The organism is Pseudomonas sp. RC10, assembly GCF_038397775.1.
In the GTDB taxonomy this organism is placed as follows: Bacteria; Pseudomonadota; Gammaproteobacteria; order Pseudomonadales; family Pseudomonadaceae; genus Aquipseudomonas; species Aquipseudomonas bambusae.
This window is the reverse complement of sequence record NZ_CP151650.1, coordinates 5,201,894-5,217,920: the sequence shown is the minus strand read 5'-3', so window position 1 is coordinate 5,217,920 and position 16,027 is coordinate 5,201,894. Positions and strand designations below refer to the sequence as shown.

At 60.8% G+C, this 16,027-nt stretch carries 14 protein-coding genes; 6 read left to right on the top strand and 8 right to left on the bottom strand.

What is annotated here, in order from left to right:
- Nucleotides 1–315 precede the first annotated feature (315 nt).
- Both AAEO81_RS23705 and AAEO81_RS23700 read left to right on the top strand, forming a co-directional pair.
- Nucleotides 316–627 (top strand): DUF485 domain-containing protein, encoded by a 312-nt coding sequence (locus tag AAEO81_RS23705; RefSeq protein ID WP_166593358.1) that lies wholly within the window; start codon nucleotides 316–318, stop codon nucleotides 625–627.
- Nucleotides 624–2,282 (top strand): cation acetate symporter, encoded by a 1,659-nt coding sequence (locus AAEO81_RS23700; protein ID WP_341959473.1) that lies wholly within the window; start codon nucleotides 624–626, stop codon nucleotides 2,280–2,282. Before AAEO81_RS23705 ends, AAEO81_RS23700 begins: the two co-directional genes overlap by 4 nt.
- A gap of 1,090 nt (nucleotides 2,283–3,372) precedes the next feature.
- Here the strand turns inward: AAEO81_RS23700 and AAEO81_RS23695 are convergent.
- The gene (locus AAEO81_RS23695) at nucleotides 3,373–3,531 is read right to left on the bottom strand and encodes a DUF3309 family protein (protein ID WP_020290439.1); all 159 of its coding nucleotides are present in this window, start codon (nucleotides 3,529–3,531) and stop codon (nucleotides 3,373–3,375) included.
- Nucleotides 3,532–3,832: 301 nt separating this feature from the next.
- Between AAEO81_RS23695 and AAEO81_RS23690 the strand changes: the two genes are divergently transcribed.
- The 4 genes from AAEO81_RS23690 to csrA all read left to right on the top strand — a co-directional run bounded on the left by AAEO81_RS23690 (nucleotide 3,833) and on the right by csrA (nucleotide 5,869).
- Nucleotides 3,833–4,210 carry a DUF2784 domain-containing protein gene (locus tag AAEO81_RS23690; RefSeq protein ID WP_341959472.1) on the top strand — a complete coding sequence of 126 codons (378 nt, stop codon included), beginning with the start codon at nucleotides 3,833–3,835 and terminating at the stop codon, nucleotides 4,208–4,210.
- A 104-nt stretch (nucleotides 4,211–4,314) separates the two neighbouring features.
- Nucleotides 4,315–5,127: an SDR family oxidoreductase gene (locus AAEO81_RS23685; protein WP_341959471.1), complete on the top strand. Its 813-nt coding sequence runs from the start codon at nucleotides 4,315–4,317 to the stop codon at nucleotides 5,125–5,127.
- 67 nt (nucleotides 5,128–5,194) lie between these two features.
- Nucleotides 5,195–5,527 (top strand): YnfA family protein, encoded by a 333-nt coding sequence (locus AAEO81_RS23680; protein WP_341959470.1) that lies wholly within the window; start codon nucleotides 5,195–5,197, stop codon nucleotides 5,525–5,527.
- Nucleotides 5,528–5,671: 144 nt separating this feature from the next.
- Nucleotides 5,672–5,869 carry a carbon storage regulator CsrA gene (csrA, locus tag AAEO81_RS23675; RefSeq protein WP_341959469.1) on the top strand — a complete coding sequence of 66 codons (198 nt, stop codon included), beginning with the start codon at nucleotides 5,672–5,674 and terminating at the stop codon, nucleotides 5,867–5,869.
- A gap of 27 nt (nucleotides 5,870–5,896) precedes the next feature.
- Here the strand turns inward: csrA and AAEO81_RS23670 are convergent, their stop codons facing one another.
- From AAEO81_RS23670 to AAEO81_RS23640, 7 genes are all read right to left on the bottom strand, one after another.
- A complete protein-coding gene (locus AAEO81_RS23670; protein WP_341959468.1) occupies nucleotides 5,897–6,127 on the bottom strand; it encodes a YheU family protein in 231 nt (76 codons plus the stop codon).
- 285 nt (nucleotides 6,128–6,412) lie between these two features.
- Nucleotides 6,413–7,600 (bottom strand): osmoprotectant NAGGN system M42 family peptidase, encoded by a 1,188-nt coding sequence (locus tag AAEO81_RS23665; protein ID WP_341959467.1) that lies wholly within the window; start codon nucleotides 7,598–7,600, stop codon nucleotides 6,413–6,415.
- A 136-nt stretch (nucleotides 7,601–7,736) separates the two neighbouring features.
- A complete protein-coding gene (gene ngg / locus AAEO81_RS23660) occupies nucleotides 7,737–9,485 on the bottom strand; it encodes an N-acetylglutaminylglutamine synthetase (RefSeq protein WP_341959466.1) in 1,749 nt (582 codons plus the stop codon).
- Nucleotides 9,486–9,488: 3 nt separating this feature from the next.
- Nucleotides 9,489–11,261 (bottom strand): N-acetylglutaminylglutamine amidotransferase, encoded by a 1,773-nt coding sequence (locus tag AAEO81_RS23655; protein ID WP_341959465.1) that lies wholly within the window; start codon nucleotides 11,259–11,261, stop codon nucleotides 9,489–9,491.
- A gap of 352 nt (nucleotides 11,262–11,613) precedes the next feature.
- Complete coding sequence (locus AAEO81_RS23650; protein ID WP_341959464.1) at nucleotides 11,614–12,702, bottom strand: lipocalin-like domain-containing protein; 1,089 nt, start codon at nucleotides 12,700–12,702, stop codon at nucleotides 11,614–11,616.
- On the bottom strand, nucleotides 12,692–15,172 hold the full coding sequence (locus tag AAEO81_RS23645; RefSeq protein ID WP_341959463.1) for an FtsX-like permease family protein: 2,481 nt from the start codon (nucleotides 15,170–15,172) through the stop codon (nucleotides 12,692–12,694). Before AAEO81_RS23645 ends, AAEO81_RS23650 begins: the two co-directional genes overlap by 11 nt.
- Nucleotides 15,172–15,840 (bottom strand): ABC transporter ATP-binding protein, encoded by a 669-nt coding sequence (locus AAEO81_RS23640; protein ID WP_341959462.1) that lies wholly within the window; start codon nucleotides 15,838–15,840, stop codon nucleotides 15,172–15,174. Before AAEO81_RS23640 ends, AAEO81_RS23645 begins: the two co-directional genes overlap by 1 nt.
- Nucleotides 15,841–16,027 lie beyond the last annotated feature (187 nt).

The following is a 16,027-nucleotide window of genomic DNA, read 5'->3' as shown; positions in this document are numbered from 1 at the left end:
CTCGCGATCTGCTGCTAAGCAGCAGTAAAACCTGACGCCCCCCATTTGCCTGACACACCGCGTACATCGGGTTTGCTGCCGCTTCGCGCCAGATCGCGAGCAAGCTGCGCTCCTACGGCCTTCGGCCAGAATCAAAAGCCGCATTCACGTGTGGCTCTCCCGCCAAATATGCCTCTGATTTTTCCGCCGCATCCCAGAGTGCAGCCCCGCGCACATCTACTAATGCCGTTCTAATACTAAGGTCGTCTGGAGCGCGGCCTAGAGCCAGCTAAAGTGGAATACGTGACATCCATCTGTGCTGCGAGGACAAAAACAATGAACGACAGCATTTACCTCTCGATTCAGAACAGCCCGCGCTTCAAGGAGCTGGTTTCGAAAAGGGAACGATTCGCCTGGATCCTCTCGGCGATCATGCTTGGGCTCTATTCCGCTTTCATTCTTTTGATTGCGTATGGGCCTCAGATTCTCGGCGCCAAACTCAGCGCCACTTCATCCATCACCTGGGGAATGCCAATCGGCGTGGGCCTGATCCTTTCCGCTTTCGTGCTGACCGCCATCTACGTTCGTCGTGCAAACGGCGAGTTCGATGAGCTGAACAACGCGATCCTGAAGGAGGCACAACAATGATCCGGCGCCTGTTTGCAGCTTTGGGCCTGGCGGCCTTCGCACCGACTCTCTGGGCGGCGGATGCCCTGACCGGTGCCGTGCAAAAACAACCGCTCAACGTTGCCGCGATCGTCATGTTCGTGATCTTCGTCGGCGCCACGCTCTGCGTGACCTACTGGGCGGCCAAGAAAAACAAATCGGCGGCGGACTACTACGCGGCGGGCGGCAAGATCACCGGTTTCCAGAACGGTCTGGCCATCGCCGGTGACTACATGTCGGCAGCGTCCTTCCTGGGTATCTCGGCCCTGGTGTACGCGTCCGGCTACGACGGCCTGATCTATTCGATCGGCTTCCTCGTCGGCTGGCCGATCATCCTGTTCCTGATCGCCGAACGCCTGCGTAACCTGGGCAAGTACACCTTCGCTGACGTGGCGTCCTACCGCCTGAAGCAGAAGGAAATCCGTACCCTGTCCGCCTGTGGTTCGCTGGTGGTCGTGGCGTTCTACCTGATCGCGCAAATGGTCGGTGCAGGCAAGCTGATCCAGCTGCTGTTCGGCCTCGACTACAACGTCGCGGTGGTGCTGGTCGGTATCCTGATGTGCCTGTATGTGTTGTTCGGCGGCATGCTGGCGACCACCTGGGTGCAGATCATCAAAGCAGTCTTGCTGCTCTCCGGTGCCTCGTTCATGGCGCTGATGGTGATGAAACACGTCAACTTCGACTTCAACGTGCTGTTCTCCGAAGCCGTGAAGGTTCACCCGAAAGGCGAGGCCATCATGAGCCCCGGCGGTCTGGTGAAAGATCCGATCTCGGCGTTCTCCCTGGGTCTGGCCCTGATGTTCGGTACGGCTGGCCTGCCACACATCCTGATGCGCTTCTTCACAGTGAGCGACGCGAAAGAAGCCCGTAAATCGGTTCTGTACGCGACTGGCTTCATCGGCTACTTCTACATCCTGACCTTCATCATCGGCTTCGGCGCGATCCTGCTGGTCAGCACCAACCCGATGTTCAAAGATGCCGCAGGCGCTCTGTTGGGCGGTAACAACATGGCGGCGGTGCACTTGGCCAACGCGGTCGGTGGCAGCCTGTTCCTGGGCTTCATCTCGGCGGTGGCGTTCGCGACCATTCTGGCGGTGGTAGCCGGTCTGACCCTGGCCGGTGCGTCGGCGGTGTCTCACGACCTGTATGCCAGCGTGATCAAGGCGGGCAAAGCCAACGAGAAAGATGAAATCCGCGTGTCGAAGATCACTACGGTTGCGCTGGCGATCGTCGCCATCGTGCTGGGCATCGCGTTCGAAAGTCAGAACATTGCGTTCATGGTCGGCCTGGCGTTCTCCATCGCGGCGAGCTGTAACTTCCCTGTGTTGTTGCTCTCGATGTACTGGAAAAACCTGACGACTCGCGGCGCGATGATCGGCGGCTGGATGGGCTTGATCAGTGCCGTGGTGCTGATGATCCTTGGCCCGACCATCTGGGTGCAGATTCTGCATCACGAGAAGGCGATCTTCCCGTACGAGTACCCGGCGTTCTTCTCGATCATCATTGCGTTCGTAGGGATCTGGTTCTTCTCGATCACTGACAAGTCGAAAGCGGCCGAGGGTGAACGTGCGTTGTTCTTCCCGCAGTTCGTGCGTTCGCAGACCGGTCTGGGGGCGAGTGGGGCGGTTTCTCACTGATCCGAGTTAGCGTTTGAAATGAAAAACCCCGCTCTTTGTAGTGGGGTTTTTTTATTGGCTGAGATTGGGGGTATATCCAATTTCGGTGGTGTTGCTGATATGGGTTCCGCCCTTACGGCGGGTCACTTTTTCAAGAGCCAAAAAGTAACCAAAAGGCTCTGCTCCTGGTTTGGCTTCGACTTCGTCGAAGTACCCTCACTCCGGCGACGCTCCGTGGGCCCGCGCCGAACGGACATCCATGTCCTAGCGGCGCTCTCGCGGCATCCATGCCGCTCGACCCACTCCGCGCCGCCTGCGTTCGGCCTGCACCCAAGTCGCGTTCTGCGGTGTCTGTGAGGGCGCGTCCCAAGATCAAGATCAAGATCAATATCAAGATCAAGATCGAAAGCGAACGCTAAGTTCGAATCTTGACGCTATCCCTGTGGGAGACGCCGGAGGTTACGACGGCAGCGAAAGCGGTGGGTCGGTGTTGATGAAGGCTTCGGAGCGCCGCAGAGCAACTGTAGGAGCGAACTCATTCGCGAAAAAAGGGACAGGCGATGGAGATGTATCGGATGTACCGCCGTCTCGCGAATGAATTCGCTCCTACAGGGGGATGGCGGAGCTGCACAGGATTGCGCTCAACCTAAAAGAGCCAGACGCGTCGCTTGGCTTTGGCTTTGGCTTTGGCTTTGGCTTTGGCTTTGGCTTTTGATCTTGTACCGAGAAATTCCAGACGCTGCCGAACGCGACTTGGGTGCAGGCTGAACGCAGGCGACGCGGAGTGGGTCGAGCGGCATGGATGCCGCGAGAGCCGCGCTGGGCCATGGATGGCCCTTCGCGGCGGGCCCACGGAGCGTCGCCGGAGTGAGGGGACTTCGACGAAGTCGAAGCCAAACCAGGAGCAGGCACCCTTGGTTACTTGGGGGTGGTGCGGCAATCCGACTTTTCCAAGTAACTCGCCGGAGGCGAAATCTTCTGCCCCTAGGCAGAACCGTAATCAGCAACACCACCGCATTTGGATATACACACAAAACCCAGCAGCCCAGACCCGAAGCCCAATAAAAAACCCCACTACAAAGAGTGGGGTTTTTCGCTGGCGGCGGGGCGGTTATATCCTGCCAAGCAACACCAGAATCAGCAGAATCACCAGGATCGTACCGATGATCCCCGATGGCCCGTAACCCCAACTTCTGGAGTGAGGGAAGACCGGAAGACCGCCGACCAACAGGAGAATGAGGATGATGATCAGAATTGTGCCGATGCCCATGACGAGTTCCTTCTTGTGATCTTGGTAAATGGCAATGCCGTTCAAGCGTTCGCCAACTTCGTGAAAAGTTGTAGTGCTTGAATAATCCGACTCTGGCCCGGAACAAAAGGTTCGGATGAGAGGAAATAAAAAATAACATTTTTATAATTGTGATAAAAATCAATCGCTTGAAGTGAAAGGGTGAATATTAAAACCCGTGTATTCGATCCCGGCTAACCTCATGTACTGGCAATAAGCGCGGAACTAACATTTTCAGCGCCGGTCACGAAGTTGCCAAAACCCCTTAATTAGGAAGCAAGCTATGTTTTATTCGGTGATGGCGGATGCCGTGGTCGTCTTCCATCTAACGTTCATTCTGTTCGTCATGTTCGGTGCACTTCTGGTGTTGCACCGCCGTGTATGGGTCGTGTTGCACCTGCCAGCCGTCGCCTGGGGCATGGCGGTGGAGTTTTTGCACCTGTACTGCCCGCTGACCCCGCTGGAAAACAGCCTGCGGCTCAAAGCTGGTGCTGCCGGGTACGAAGGGGATTTCATCGGCCACTACCTCATCCCGCTGATCTACCCCGCAGGCCTGACCCCGCAGATTCAGATCGGCCTGGGCGTCATCGTTGTTGTGGTCAATCTTGCTGCTTACCTATGCGTCATCACCCGCTGGCGGGGCCGACGCGGCGCAGCCTGAGGCGCCGGTTTGCCTCGCATATTCAGCCAGTCAATGGAGGGGTTGTCGGACAATGTGTCTGTTTACACTGAGGCCACTTCCCCGCAATCGACAAGGCAATGGCTATGCAAAATCGCATCATGATCACTGGCGCAGGTTCCGGCCTGGGGCGTGAAATCGCGCTGCGCTGGGCACGTGAAGGCTGGAAACTGGCGTTGTCAGACGTCAGCGACGCAGGCCTGCAAGAAACCTTGAATCGGGTGCGTGAAGCGGGGGGCGACGGTTTCATTCAGCGTTGCGATGTGCGCGATTACAGCCAACTGACCGCTTTCGCACAGGCCTGTGAGCAGCGGTTTGGTGGCATCGACATCATCGTCAACAACGCGGGCGTGGCGTCGGGCGGGTTCTTTGGTGAACTGTCGCTGGAGGATTGGGATTGGCAGATCGCGATCAACCTCATGGGCGTGGTGAAAGGCTGCAAGGCGTTCCTGCCGCTGCTGGAGCAAAGCAAGGGCAAGATCATCAACATCGCGTCGATGGCCGCGCTGATGCAAGGCCCGGCGATGAGCAATTACAACGTGGCCAAGGCGGGCGTGGTGGCGTTGTCGGAGAGCCTGTTGGTGGAACTGCGTCAACAGGAAGTGGGCGTTCATGTGGTGTGCCCGTCGTTTTTCCAGACCAATCTGCTGGACTCGTTCCGCGGCCCGACCCCGGCGATGAAAGCCCAGGTCGGCAAGTTGCTAGAAAGCTCGCCGATCACCGCCAGCGACATTGCTGCCTACATTTACGATCAGGTTGCCAAGGGCGAATTCATGATCCTGCCCCACGAACAAGGCCGCGTGGCCTGGCAGATCAAGCAGCAAAACCCCCACGCGATTTACGACGAAATGGCCAATATGGCCGACAAGATGCGCGCCAAGGCCAAGTCCGTTGGCTGACGTTCACGTCTGATTTATCTGATAGGGTGGCGCGCATCTTTCCGGCCACCCTTGAAGGGATTCCATCGTGCTCAATTACTTGTGGTTCTTCTTCGCCGCCTTGTTCGAGATCGCCGGATGCTACGGCTTCTGGCTGTGGTTGCGTCAGGGGAAAAGCGCGCTATGGGTGATTCCTGCGCTGATCAGCCTGACCCTTTTCGCACTGTTGCTGACTCGCGTCGAAGCGGCCTACGCCGGACGCGCGTACGCGGCATACGGCGGCATCTACATCGTCACCTCGATCGCCTGGCTCACAGTGGTCGAACGTGCGCGGCCATTGACCTCGGACTGGCTCGGCCTCGCGTTCTGCGTGATCGGCGCGACGATCATCCTGTTGGGCCCCCGCGGAACGGTTTCATGACCGAAATGACGTGTTTGTAGGACGCGTCTGTCAGCAACCGCCGCCACCCTCTGAAGGGCAAGACTGATTTGTTCCAGGCGCATTGAAGCATTGGATCCAGCGCGGCAACCTGCCCCCTCGGTTACCACCCAGGGAGTAGGAAAGATGCTGGTATTGACGCGGGAAATAGGAGAAACCTTCTCCATCGGTGATGACATCACGGTGCAGATTCTGGGGATCACTGGCAATCAGGTGCGCTTGGGGATCGATGCCCCGCAGCACGTGAAGATCCACCGTGCCGAGGTCTATCGGCGCATTGCCCAGCGCTTGCAGCAGATGGCGACGCCGCCCTCCGGTTCCTGATGACATCCCTTCACGACAGCGTCGTGCTCAGTCTTCGAAATACTCCTTGGGCACTTCGTGCTTGAGCATGAGTTGGCATTGCTGGCTGTCGAGGTCGAAGAAGATCACCGCCTGACCTTTGCTCAACGCGTGGCGAACTCGCAATACGCGGGTCTCCAGCGGTGTGTCATCGCCATTGTCGGTGCCATCGCGGGTCACGAAGTCCTCGATCAGACGCGTCAGGGTGTCGGCTTCGAGTTGGTCGTAGGGGATTAGCATGGGGTTCTCGGTCGTTGCGAAGGGCAGATGGCGGGGATGCTAGCGTGGTCGGGGGAATGAGGCTACAGACGCAGGTCGGATTTCCGATTCGTCTGATGCGCTGTGTCAGGCCATTTGTCGCGGCCTGATCCGCCCCAGTCGCTGCCGTCGTTCCTCCGGCGTCTCCCACAGGTCCAGTGGCGTTCACGAAATTTCGTTACGCCGATTCATCTGTGGGAGACGCCGGAGGCACGACGGCAGCGACGACGGTATTTCAGGCACAGATTCCGTACCTGACACCGGACACTAGCGCTGACCCACCAACGTATCCACCGCAGGCACGCGCGTGTCCGATTCCATCTGCGCGTCGTGCTCCAGCTGATGACTGAAATTCTCCAGCGACGCATTGGCCGGCTTCGCATCGCTCGCAAATACCGGTGGGCTGAGGATGTAAGCCGTCAGCAGTTTGCTCAGCGTATTGAGGCTGTCAATGTGCGTACGCTCATACCCATGCGTCGCGTCGCAACCAAAGGCCAGAAGTGCGGTGCGGGTGTCGTAACCTGCCGTGATCGCCGAGTGCGCGTCGCTGTAGTAATAGCGGAACAGGTCGCGGCGCACCGACAGCTCTTTTTCCTGACCCAGACGCAGCAAATGCCGGGACAGGTGATAGTCATACGGCCCGCCAGAATCCTGCATGGCCACGCTGACCGCGTGTTCGCTGGAGTGCTGGCCCGGCGCGACCGGCGCGATGTCGATCCCCACGAATTCACTGACATCCCACGGCAGACTGCCCGCCGCGCCGCTGCCGGTTTCTTCGGTGATGGTGAACAGCGGGTGGCAATCGATGGGTGGCTCGGCGCCGCTGTCAACGATGGCCTTGAGTGCCGCGAGCAGTGCCGCGACGCCCGCCTTGTCGTCAAGGTGACGAGCGCTGATATGGCCACTTTCGGTGAACTCGGGCAACGGATCGAAAGCAACGAAATCACCCACGTTAATGCCCAGCGATTCGCAATCAGCGCGAGTCGCGCAGTAGGCGTCCAGACGCAATTCGATGTGATCCCAACTGATCGGCATGGTGTCGACGGCGGTGTTGAAGGCATGCCCCGAGGCCATCAACGGCAACACGCTGCCGCGAATCACACCGGTGTCGGTGAACACGCTGACGCGGCTACCCTCGGCAAATCGGCTCGACCAGCAACCGACGGCCGCCAGGCCCAGCCGGCCATTGTCTTTCACCTCGCGCACGCTGGCGCCGATGGTGTCCAGGTGCGCGGAAACCGCGCGGTCGGGACTGCTCTGTTTGCCTCTTAACGTCGCACGGATGGTCCCGCGACGGGTGAGTTCGAAGGGAATGCCCAACTCTTCAAGACGCTCGGCGACATAGCGCACGATGGTGTCAGTGAAGCCGGTGGGGCTTGGAATCGCGAGCATTTCCAGCAGGACTTTCTGCAGGTAATTCAGATCCGGTTCATGGATTTTCTTTGCAGTGGTCATGGTGGGGCTCCTCAATTAAGCGGTATACATCACCCTCTGTAGGAGTGAGCTTGCTCGCGATAGGGGCGTGTCAGCTACGAACTCGTCACTGAAAGACCGTAATCGCGAGCAAGCTCACTCCTACAGGGATTTGCGTCTACCCGTGAACAGGCAGGCTATGGGGAAACAGCAGATCGACGAAGCGTTCGGCGGTCGGCTGTGGCTCATGGTTGGCCAGGCCGCAGCGTTCGTTGGCTTCGATGAACACGTAGTCCGGTTGATCGGCAGCCGGGACCATCAGGTCAAGGCCCACCACCGGGATGTCGAGGGCGCGGGCGGCGCGGATGGCGGCGTCTTTCAACACCGGGTGGAGGATGGCGGTGACGTCTTCCAGGCAGCCGCCCGTGTGCAGATTGGCCGTGCGGCGAACCGCGAGGCGCTGATCGGCAGGCAGCACGCTGTCGAAGGTGAAACCGGCGTCTTCGACGGTACGCCGGGTCTCGTCGTCCATCGGAATCTTGCTTTCGCCCCCGGTCGCTGCAGCACGACGACGACTCTGGGCTTCGATCAACTGGCCGATGGTGTGACCCCCGTCGCCCATGATTTCTGCAGGACGACGAATGGCGGCGGCCACCACGTCAAACCCGATGACGACAATGCGCAGGTCGAACCCATCGTGGAAGCTTTCGAGCAACACGCGGGAGTCGAACTGCCGCGCACGTTCGACCGCCGCCTGGACGTCTTCGATGGTGCGCAAATCGACCGCAACGCCCTGACCCTGCTCGCCATCCACCGGCTTGACCACGATCCGTTCGTGCTCGTCGAGAAACGCCAGGTTTTCGTCAGCATTGCCCGCCAGTTGTTGCACCGGCAGTTCGAGGCCCGCCGCTTTCAGTACCTTATTGGTCAGGCGCTTGTCCTGGCACAGGGTCATGCTGACGGCGGTGGTCAGATCACTCAACGACTCACGGCAACGGATGCGACGGCCACCGTGAATCAGCGTGAACAGCCCGGCTTCGGCGTCGTCCACCTGCACCTCAATGCCGCGACGATGGGCTTCTTCGACGATGATCCGCGCATACGGATTGAAATCCGCCTGCGGGCCGGGGCCGAGGAACAGTTTTTCGTTGATGCCGTTCTTGCGCTTGATGGCGAAGGTCGGCAGGTTGCGGAAACCGAGCTTGCCGTAAAGGTTTTTCGCCTGCTGGTTGTCGTGCAGCACCGACAGGTCCAGGTAGGCCAGACCGCGACTCTGGAAATGCTCGATCAGATGACGCACCAGCACTTCGCCGACGCCAGGCCGGGTGCATTGCGGATCGACGGCCAGGCACCACAGGCTGCTGCCGTTTTCCGGGTCGTTGAAGGCCTTATGATGATTCAGGCCCATGACGCTGCCGATCACCGCATTAGTGGTCTCGTCCTCGGCGATCCAGTACACCGGACCACCCTGATGACGGGGGGTCAGCAGGGTCGGGTCGATCGGCAACATGCCGCGCGCGATGTAGAGGTTGTTGATCGCGTCCCAGTCGGCCTGGTTCTGCGCACGACGAATCCGGAAGCCACGAAATACCCGCTGCGAAGGGCGGTAATCGCTGAACCACAGGCGCAGGGTGTCCGACGGGTCGAGGAACAGTTGCTGTGGCGATTGCGCCAGCACCTGCTGCGGCGCCGCGATGTACAACGCGATGTCGCGCTCGCCGGGTTTTTCGTTAAGCAGTTCGTTCGCCAGTGCCGCAGGATCAGGGTAGGTGTGGCCGATCAGCAGACGGCCCCAGCCGCAATGCAAGGCCAGGGGCTCGTCATTGAGGGAGCTACCGTCTTCGGCGAAGCGCGCCTGCAAACGCTCGTAGGACGGCGCCTGACCGCGCAACAGGCGCTGGTTGTAGATCGAAGCGTTGGCTTTCATCGGTCAAAGTCCTTGTTCGCTGAGCCACAGGTTCAGGGCCGCGAGCTGCCACAGCTTCGAGCCGCGCAGCGGGGTCAATTGACCGTCGGGGTTGGTCAGCAGCGTATCGAGCATGGTCGGGTTGAACAGGCCACGGTCCTGACTCGGGTCGAGCAACAGGTCGCGCACCCAGTTCAGCGTGTCGCCCTCCAGATGCTTGAGGCCCGGCACCGGGAAATAGCCTTTCTTGCGGTCGATGACCTCGGAAGGGATCACCAGACGCGCCGCTTCCTTCAACACTTGCTTACCGCCGTCTGGCAGCTTGAAGCGCGCAGGAACGCGGGCCGACAACTCAACGAGGCGGTAGTCGAGGAACGGCGTGCGTGCTTCCAGCCCCCAGGCCATGGTCATGTTGTCCACGCGTTTGACCGGGTCGTCCACCAGCATCACGGTGCTGTCCAGCCGCAGGGCTTTATCCACACCCGCATCGGCGCCCGGCATGGCGAAGTGTTCGCGCACGAAATCACCGGCAGCGTCGTTCTGGGTCAGCCATTGCGGGGCAACCGTGGCTGCGTACTCGTCGTAGCTGCGGTCGAAGAACGCTTCGCGATAGGCCGCATACGGGTCGCTGGCGCCATCGACTTGCGGATACCAGTGATACCCGGCGAACAGTTCGTCCGCGCCCTGGCCGCTCTGCACCACCTTGCAGTGCTTGGCGACTTCGCGGGACAGCAGGTAAAAGGCGATGCAGTCGTGGCTGACCATCGGCTCACTCATGGCGCGAAACGCGGCAGGCAACTGCTCGATGATCTCGCTTTCCTTGATGCGCAACTGATGGTGGTTCGTGCCGTAGTGCTTGGCGATCAAGTCCGAATACTGGAACTCGTCGCCACGCTCGCCGCCCGCATCCTGGAAGCCGATGGAGAACGTCGAAAGGTCTTTTACGCCAACTTCGCGCAACAGGCCCACGAGCATGCTGGAATCGACGCCGCCGGACAGCAGCACGCCGACGTCCACAGCGGCACGTTGGCGGATGGCCACGGCTTCACGTGTGCTGTCGAGCACGCGGTCGCGCCAGTCTTCTAGGGTCAGGTTCGCTTCATCGGCGTGAGGGCCGTAAGGCAGCGTCCACCAGACTTTTTGTTCGACCTTGCCGTCGGCGCTCACACGCATCCAGGTGGCCGGCGGAATCTTCTCGACGCCAGCGAGCAGGGTGCGCGGGGCAGGGACCACGGCGTGGAAATTCAGGTAATGGTTCAGCGCGACCGGGTCGAGCATCGGGCTGATGTCGCCGCCTTTGAGCAGGGCAGGCAGGGTCGAGGCGAAACGCAGGCGTTTATCAGTACGCGACAGGTACAGCGGCTTGACGCCGAGCCGGTCGCGGGCGATGAACAGGCTCTTGTTGTCGCGCTCCCAGATGGCGAAGGCGAACATGCCGTTCAGCTTGGGGAGCATGTCGGCGCCCCAGGCGTGATAGCCCTTGAGCAGCACTTCGGTGTCGCCACCGGAATGGAATTGATAGCCGAGGCTTTCCAGCTCGGCGCGCAATTCCGGAAAGTTATAAATCGCACCGTTGAAGGCCAGTGACAGGCCCAGATGGCTGTCGATCATCGGCTGCGCCGAACCGTCGGACAGGTCCATGATTTTCAGGCGACGATGGCCCAGGGCAATCGGCCCCTGACTATGAAAACCCCAGGCATCCGGGCCACGGGGCGCCAGATGATGGGTGATGCGTTCTACTGCGGCGAGATCCGCAGGTTGATTGTCGAAACGTAGTTCACCAGCTAATCCGCACATAAGTCCTTACCGGTTTTCCGTTGGGGAATGTGGCCGGGGAAGTCCGGCTACCCAAAGACTGACCGGTGCGGATTGCGAGAGTTTTAGAACGATCGGTTATAAGGGGGGTGCTGAGACTGCCGGATCACCGCCGAACTGCTTGTGATTTTGCCGAAGGCGTAGGAGGCTGGCTTGCCAACGATCTGGCGCGAAGGGGCAGTAAAATCAGGCAACTCGGTTGTGTCTGTCAGCACCGCGTGTACAGGGTTGGCTGTCGCTTCGCAACAGATCGCGAGCAAGCAACGCTCCTACGGCCTTCGGCCAGAATCAATAGCGATTTGCGCTCTGGGCAGAAGCTGCATGTGCGCAAGGCTCAATACCCCGTCATCTCCAGATACCCCACGCCTTTCTGGCTCCCGCTCACCCGCACCGGGCCTTCCCAATAGGGAATCTGCAGGTCCATCCACGCTTGTGAGTTGAGCGCTTCAACGATCACGTCCACGCCCTTGCCGGGGATTTTCACCGACCAACGGGTGGGCATGTCGCGGCCTTGCACATCGGTGGTGTCTTCAGGTTCCAGCTCGATGTCCTTCGCCGCCAATTGCTCCGTGCTGCCATCGGCGTTGATCCAGGTGCCCGTCAGGTAAGGGTCGTTGTGCCGTTGTCGCATGCGGTACAGCATCACGTCCGAGCCATCTTTCAGGTGCAGGGAAAACCAGTCCCAGCCAGTCTGGTTTTGCGTCAGCGGCTGGCTGCTCCATTCGCGGTCCAGCCAGGCGGGGCCGGAGACCTGATACGTCTGGCCGTCAATCTCGACGCTGCCTTCGGCCTGAAAGAACGGCTGGCTGTAGTAATACGAAGCCTGCCCCTGTTCGGATTTCTGGCTGAAACCCTGGTGGCCTTGCAGCACCAGCGGCTTGCTCGACGTCAGGTGCAGGCGATAGCTGAAATGCGGCCCACGGGCTTCCAGTTGCATGTCGGCCAGTGGGTCTTCGACGCTGGCATGGCTGGTCAAACCCCAATCGTCGATCCATGCCGACAACGGCGCCAGTGTTACGCCCGCCTGACCCACACCACCTCGGGCGTAACGCTCGGCGGCGTAGTGCTCGTCCTCCGAGGTCACGGCGGCGTGGCCCATCCACAGGTTGCGGTTGTTCCAGCCGTGGTTGTCCTGCGGCCCGGTTTTCGAGCGGGGCAGGGCGTTGCGAAACAGCGTCCATTGCACGCCGAATGACTGGCCGTCGGCGTCCTTGAGGTTGGCGGTGACGTACCACCATTCAATGCGGAAGTCGTTGTGCGCGCCGTGGTCCAGCGGAAACACGAAATGCTTGTCCGGTGTGACTTGGGCATAGCTCGCCGCATCGTCCGCCAGCCCTGCGAAGCCTTTTTCTTCCTCGGTTTTTTCGTCACAGCCCGCCATCAACAGCACGACCGTCAGCAGGGCCATCGCCTTAATTTTCATTGGCGAACGTCCTCAGCAAATCAGCAGGGCGGGTGCGGTACAGGCGATACAACGGCCACGCGGAAGCGAGCAATGTCGCGAGCATCGCCAGCAGCATCAGGCGCAGCAGCTGCATCGGGAACACTTGCAACGGCAGCCGCCAGCCGAACGCCTGCACGTTGATCACCGCGTCCAGGCACCACGCCAGCAACAGCCCCAGCGGGATCGCCAGCACCAGTGTGAGCACCGCCAGCAGCCAGGTTTGCGCCAGGTTCAGCAGCATCAATTGCTTGCGCGTCACGCCCAAGGCCCACAGCGGCGCGAGTTGCCCGAGGCGGCTCTGGCTCTGGGTCAGCAGGCTGATGAACAGCGCTACCCCTGCGACCATCAGGGTCAGGCTGTTGAGCGCAGCGGTCGCGGAAAAGGTGCGTTCGAACACCTGCCGCGACCACGCCTTGAGCTGGATCTGATCGACGATGCGGTTGTCGTCGATGGTGAATTTGTTGTGCAACACCCGCAGTAATTGCGGGATAGCACGGGTGTCGATGCGCAGGTTGAAACGGTTGGGCGTCAGGTCCGGCCAATGTTCGAGGAGGTGGTTGGCGTTGACCAGCATGTGGCCTTTGGGATTGCCGTAATCGGCGTAGATGCCGACGACTTTCAGCGGCCAGTCGCCGTCCGGCGCGGGGAGCTTCACTTCATCGCCGACGCTGACCTTGAGCCGCCGCGCCAACTGTTCGCTGAGCATCAGCGTGTTGTCCTTGGCCAATTGACCCCAAGGGTCCTCCCCGGAAGACTCCAGCAGCGGCCAGTGCTGACGGTAATGCGGATTGTCGATCACGCCGTACAGCTCGGCGGGCCAGCCGCGCAGTTGCAGCGACACTTGCCAGTTGGGCAGCACGGCGCGGGTCAGGGGTTGTTCGCTCAGCCATTTTTGCAACGGCGCGGCCTGAGCGGGGGTTTGCGGGTTGATGTACAGCTCGGCGCTGAGGCGCTGCTCCAGCCAGTGGGTGAAGGTCTGGCGGAAACCCGACGTCATGCTGCCCGCGCCGATGTTCGCCGCCATCGCCAACAGCAGCGCCATCAGCGCCAGGCTCAAGGCCGGCAATTGCTGACGACAATCGGCGAGAAACCACTGGCCCAGCACCGAGCGGCTTTTGCCGAGTAACACATTAAGCAGGGCGTTGAGCAGCACCGGCAGGCCCAGCGCGGCACTGAGCAGCAGGCTCGCCATCAACACGAAGCCCACCGCCAGGCTGTTGCCGAACAGCGCGGCGAGCAGCGCAATCACGGCCGATATGCCCGCGATCCAGCCTTGGCGCTTCAACCAGCCCGCGTGGGTGTCATGCCAGGCCTGCGCGTTGGCCAAGGCCAGCAACGGCAGGCGCGCTGCCCGCAACAGGCTGCTGGCCCCGGCGAGAAAGGCGCCCAGCAGCGAGACACCCAAACCACTGAGCCACCACCAGAGGCTCAAATTCAGGTGCCCGGCCAGCTCCGCGCCGTACAGCCCGCGCAAGCTTGCGGCGACGTCGGGCAGCAGCAGGCTCGCCAGCCAATACCCGCTGATGACCCCGGCAATCCCGCCCAGCAACGCCAGCGCACCTAGTTCGATCACCAGACTGGCGATAAGCCCCCGGGCACTGACCCCGCAGGCTCGCAGGTTGCGCAGCAGCCCCCGACGTTGCTCCAGCGCCAGGCCAATCGCCGCGTGGACAATGAAAAGGCCCACCACGAACGACAGAAAACCCAGCGCGTCGAGGTTCAAGTGAAAGCTTTCGGTGAGACGCCCAAGGTCGTTGTCTTCGCCGCTTTTGCGGATCACCAGCTCGCCTTTCATGTCGTCCGGCAGGGGCGGCGGGTCTTCGGCGAAGTCGCTGGGCAGGATCATCCGCGAGATCTGATCGGGCTGGTTCAGCAGTTGTTGGACGAAGCCGATGTCCATCAGCAGCAGACCGGGGGCCATGTCCGGCTGCGCATGCAACGGCGGAAGAGTCTGGCCGGATTCACTCAGCGGCCGGTCGCCTTCATGCAGCCCCAGCGCTTGCATCGTCTGCGGGGAAATCCAGGTGCTGCCGGGCGGCGTAAAAAATTCGACGATCTGCGCGGTGTCCAGCGTCTGCCCGGCCAGCGCCGTGTTGACCGGCAGCGTCACCGGCTCGATGCCCAGCAAGACCAGCCGTTGATCGGGGATGTCTTTCAGGGTGATGCGACCGCGCAACGCAGGCGACACCGGCCAACCCGCACGGCGCAGGCTGACGAACAGCTCTTGGGAATAATTTGCGCCGTTGGGCGCGACCAGCACTTTTTGCGGCTCGCCACCGATCAACTGACTGGCCTTGGCGTAACTCTCTCGCGCCTGACTGTTCAGGGCCTGCACGCCGGTGAGCAAACTGGTCGCCAGCCACAGGCCGGTCAGCACGCTGAAAAACTGCACGGGGTGGCGCCGCCAATGGCTAAGCAGCGCCTTGAGCGTCCAGAAAAACACCGGCATCAGCGTTCGCCTTCAGCGGCGAGTAGGCCCAAGTGCAACACCACCTGACGGTTCAGACGCGCCGCGACCCTCGGGCTGTGAGTGACCATCAACAGGCTGGTGGGGCTGTCGACCAGCAGGTCCAGCAGCAATTGCAGGACTTCGTCGCTGGTGCTTTCATCAAGGCTGCCAGTGGGTTCGTCTGCCAGCAACAGGCCGGGACGCGAGGCGAGGGCACGACCGATGGCGACCCGCTGCTGTTGGCCGCCGGACAGTTGCTCGGGGTAACGTTTGAGCAAGTCGCCAAGGCCCAGTCGCTCGACCAGCTCGGCCTGCCATACCGCGTCATGACGCCCCGCCAGCCGCGCCTGAAACGCAAGATTGTCCTCGACCTTGAGGCTGCCGATCAGGTTGAACTGCTGGAACACCAGACCGATTTCAGTGCGCCGCCAATTGGCCAGTTGCGCTTCGTTCATCTGATCCAGACGCTTGCCCGCGATCTCGATGCTGCCCTGATCCGCCTGATCCAGACCGGCCACCAAGTGCAATAGCGTGCTCTTGCCACTGCCAGACTCGCCCATCAACGCCAGACTTTCGCCCTGGCCCAACCGCAAATCCACCCCGCGCAGTACTGCCAACGGGCCTTGGGCCGTGGCATAGCTCTTGAACACGCCTTGGACTTGCAGCATTGACAGGCACCTGATTGAAGGATGGGGGGAGCATACCGGGTTGGCTGGGGGAGATGTAAACAGCTGCCGGGTTGAGATGGGTAGCGAAATAGATACATTTCCAGCTGATTTTGCCAGGGGCTGGTGTAACCCTCGCTAAGCCGGATATTTCGGGGCGTCATCGTATGGGACCTGTTTCCGGCAATAT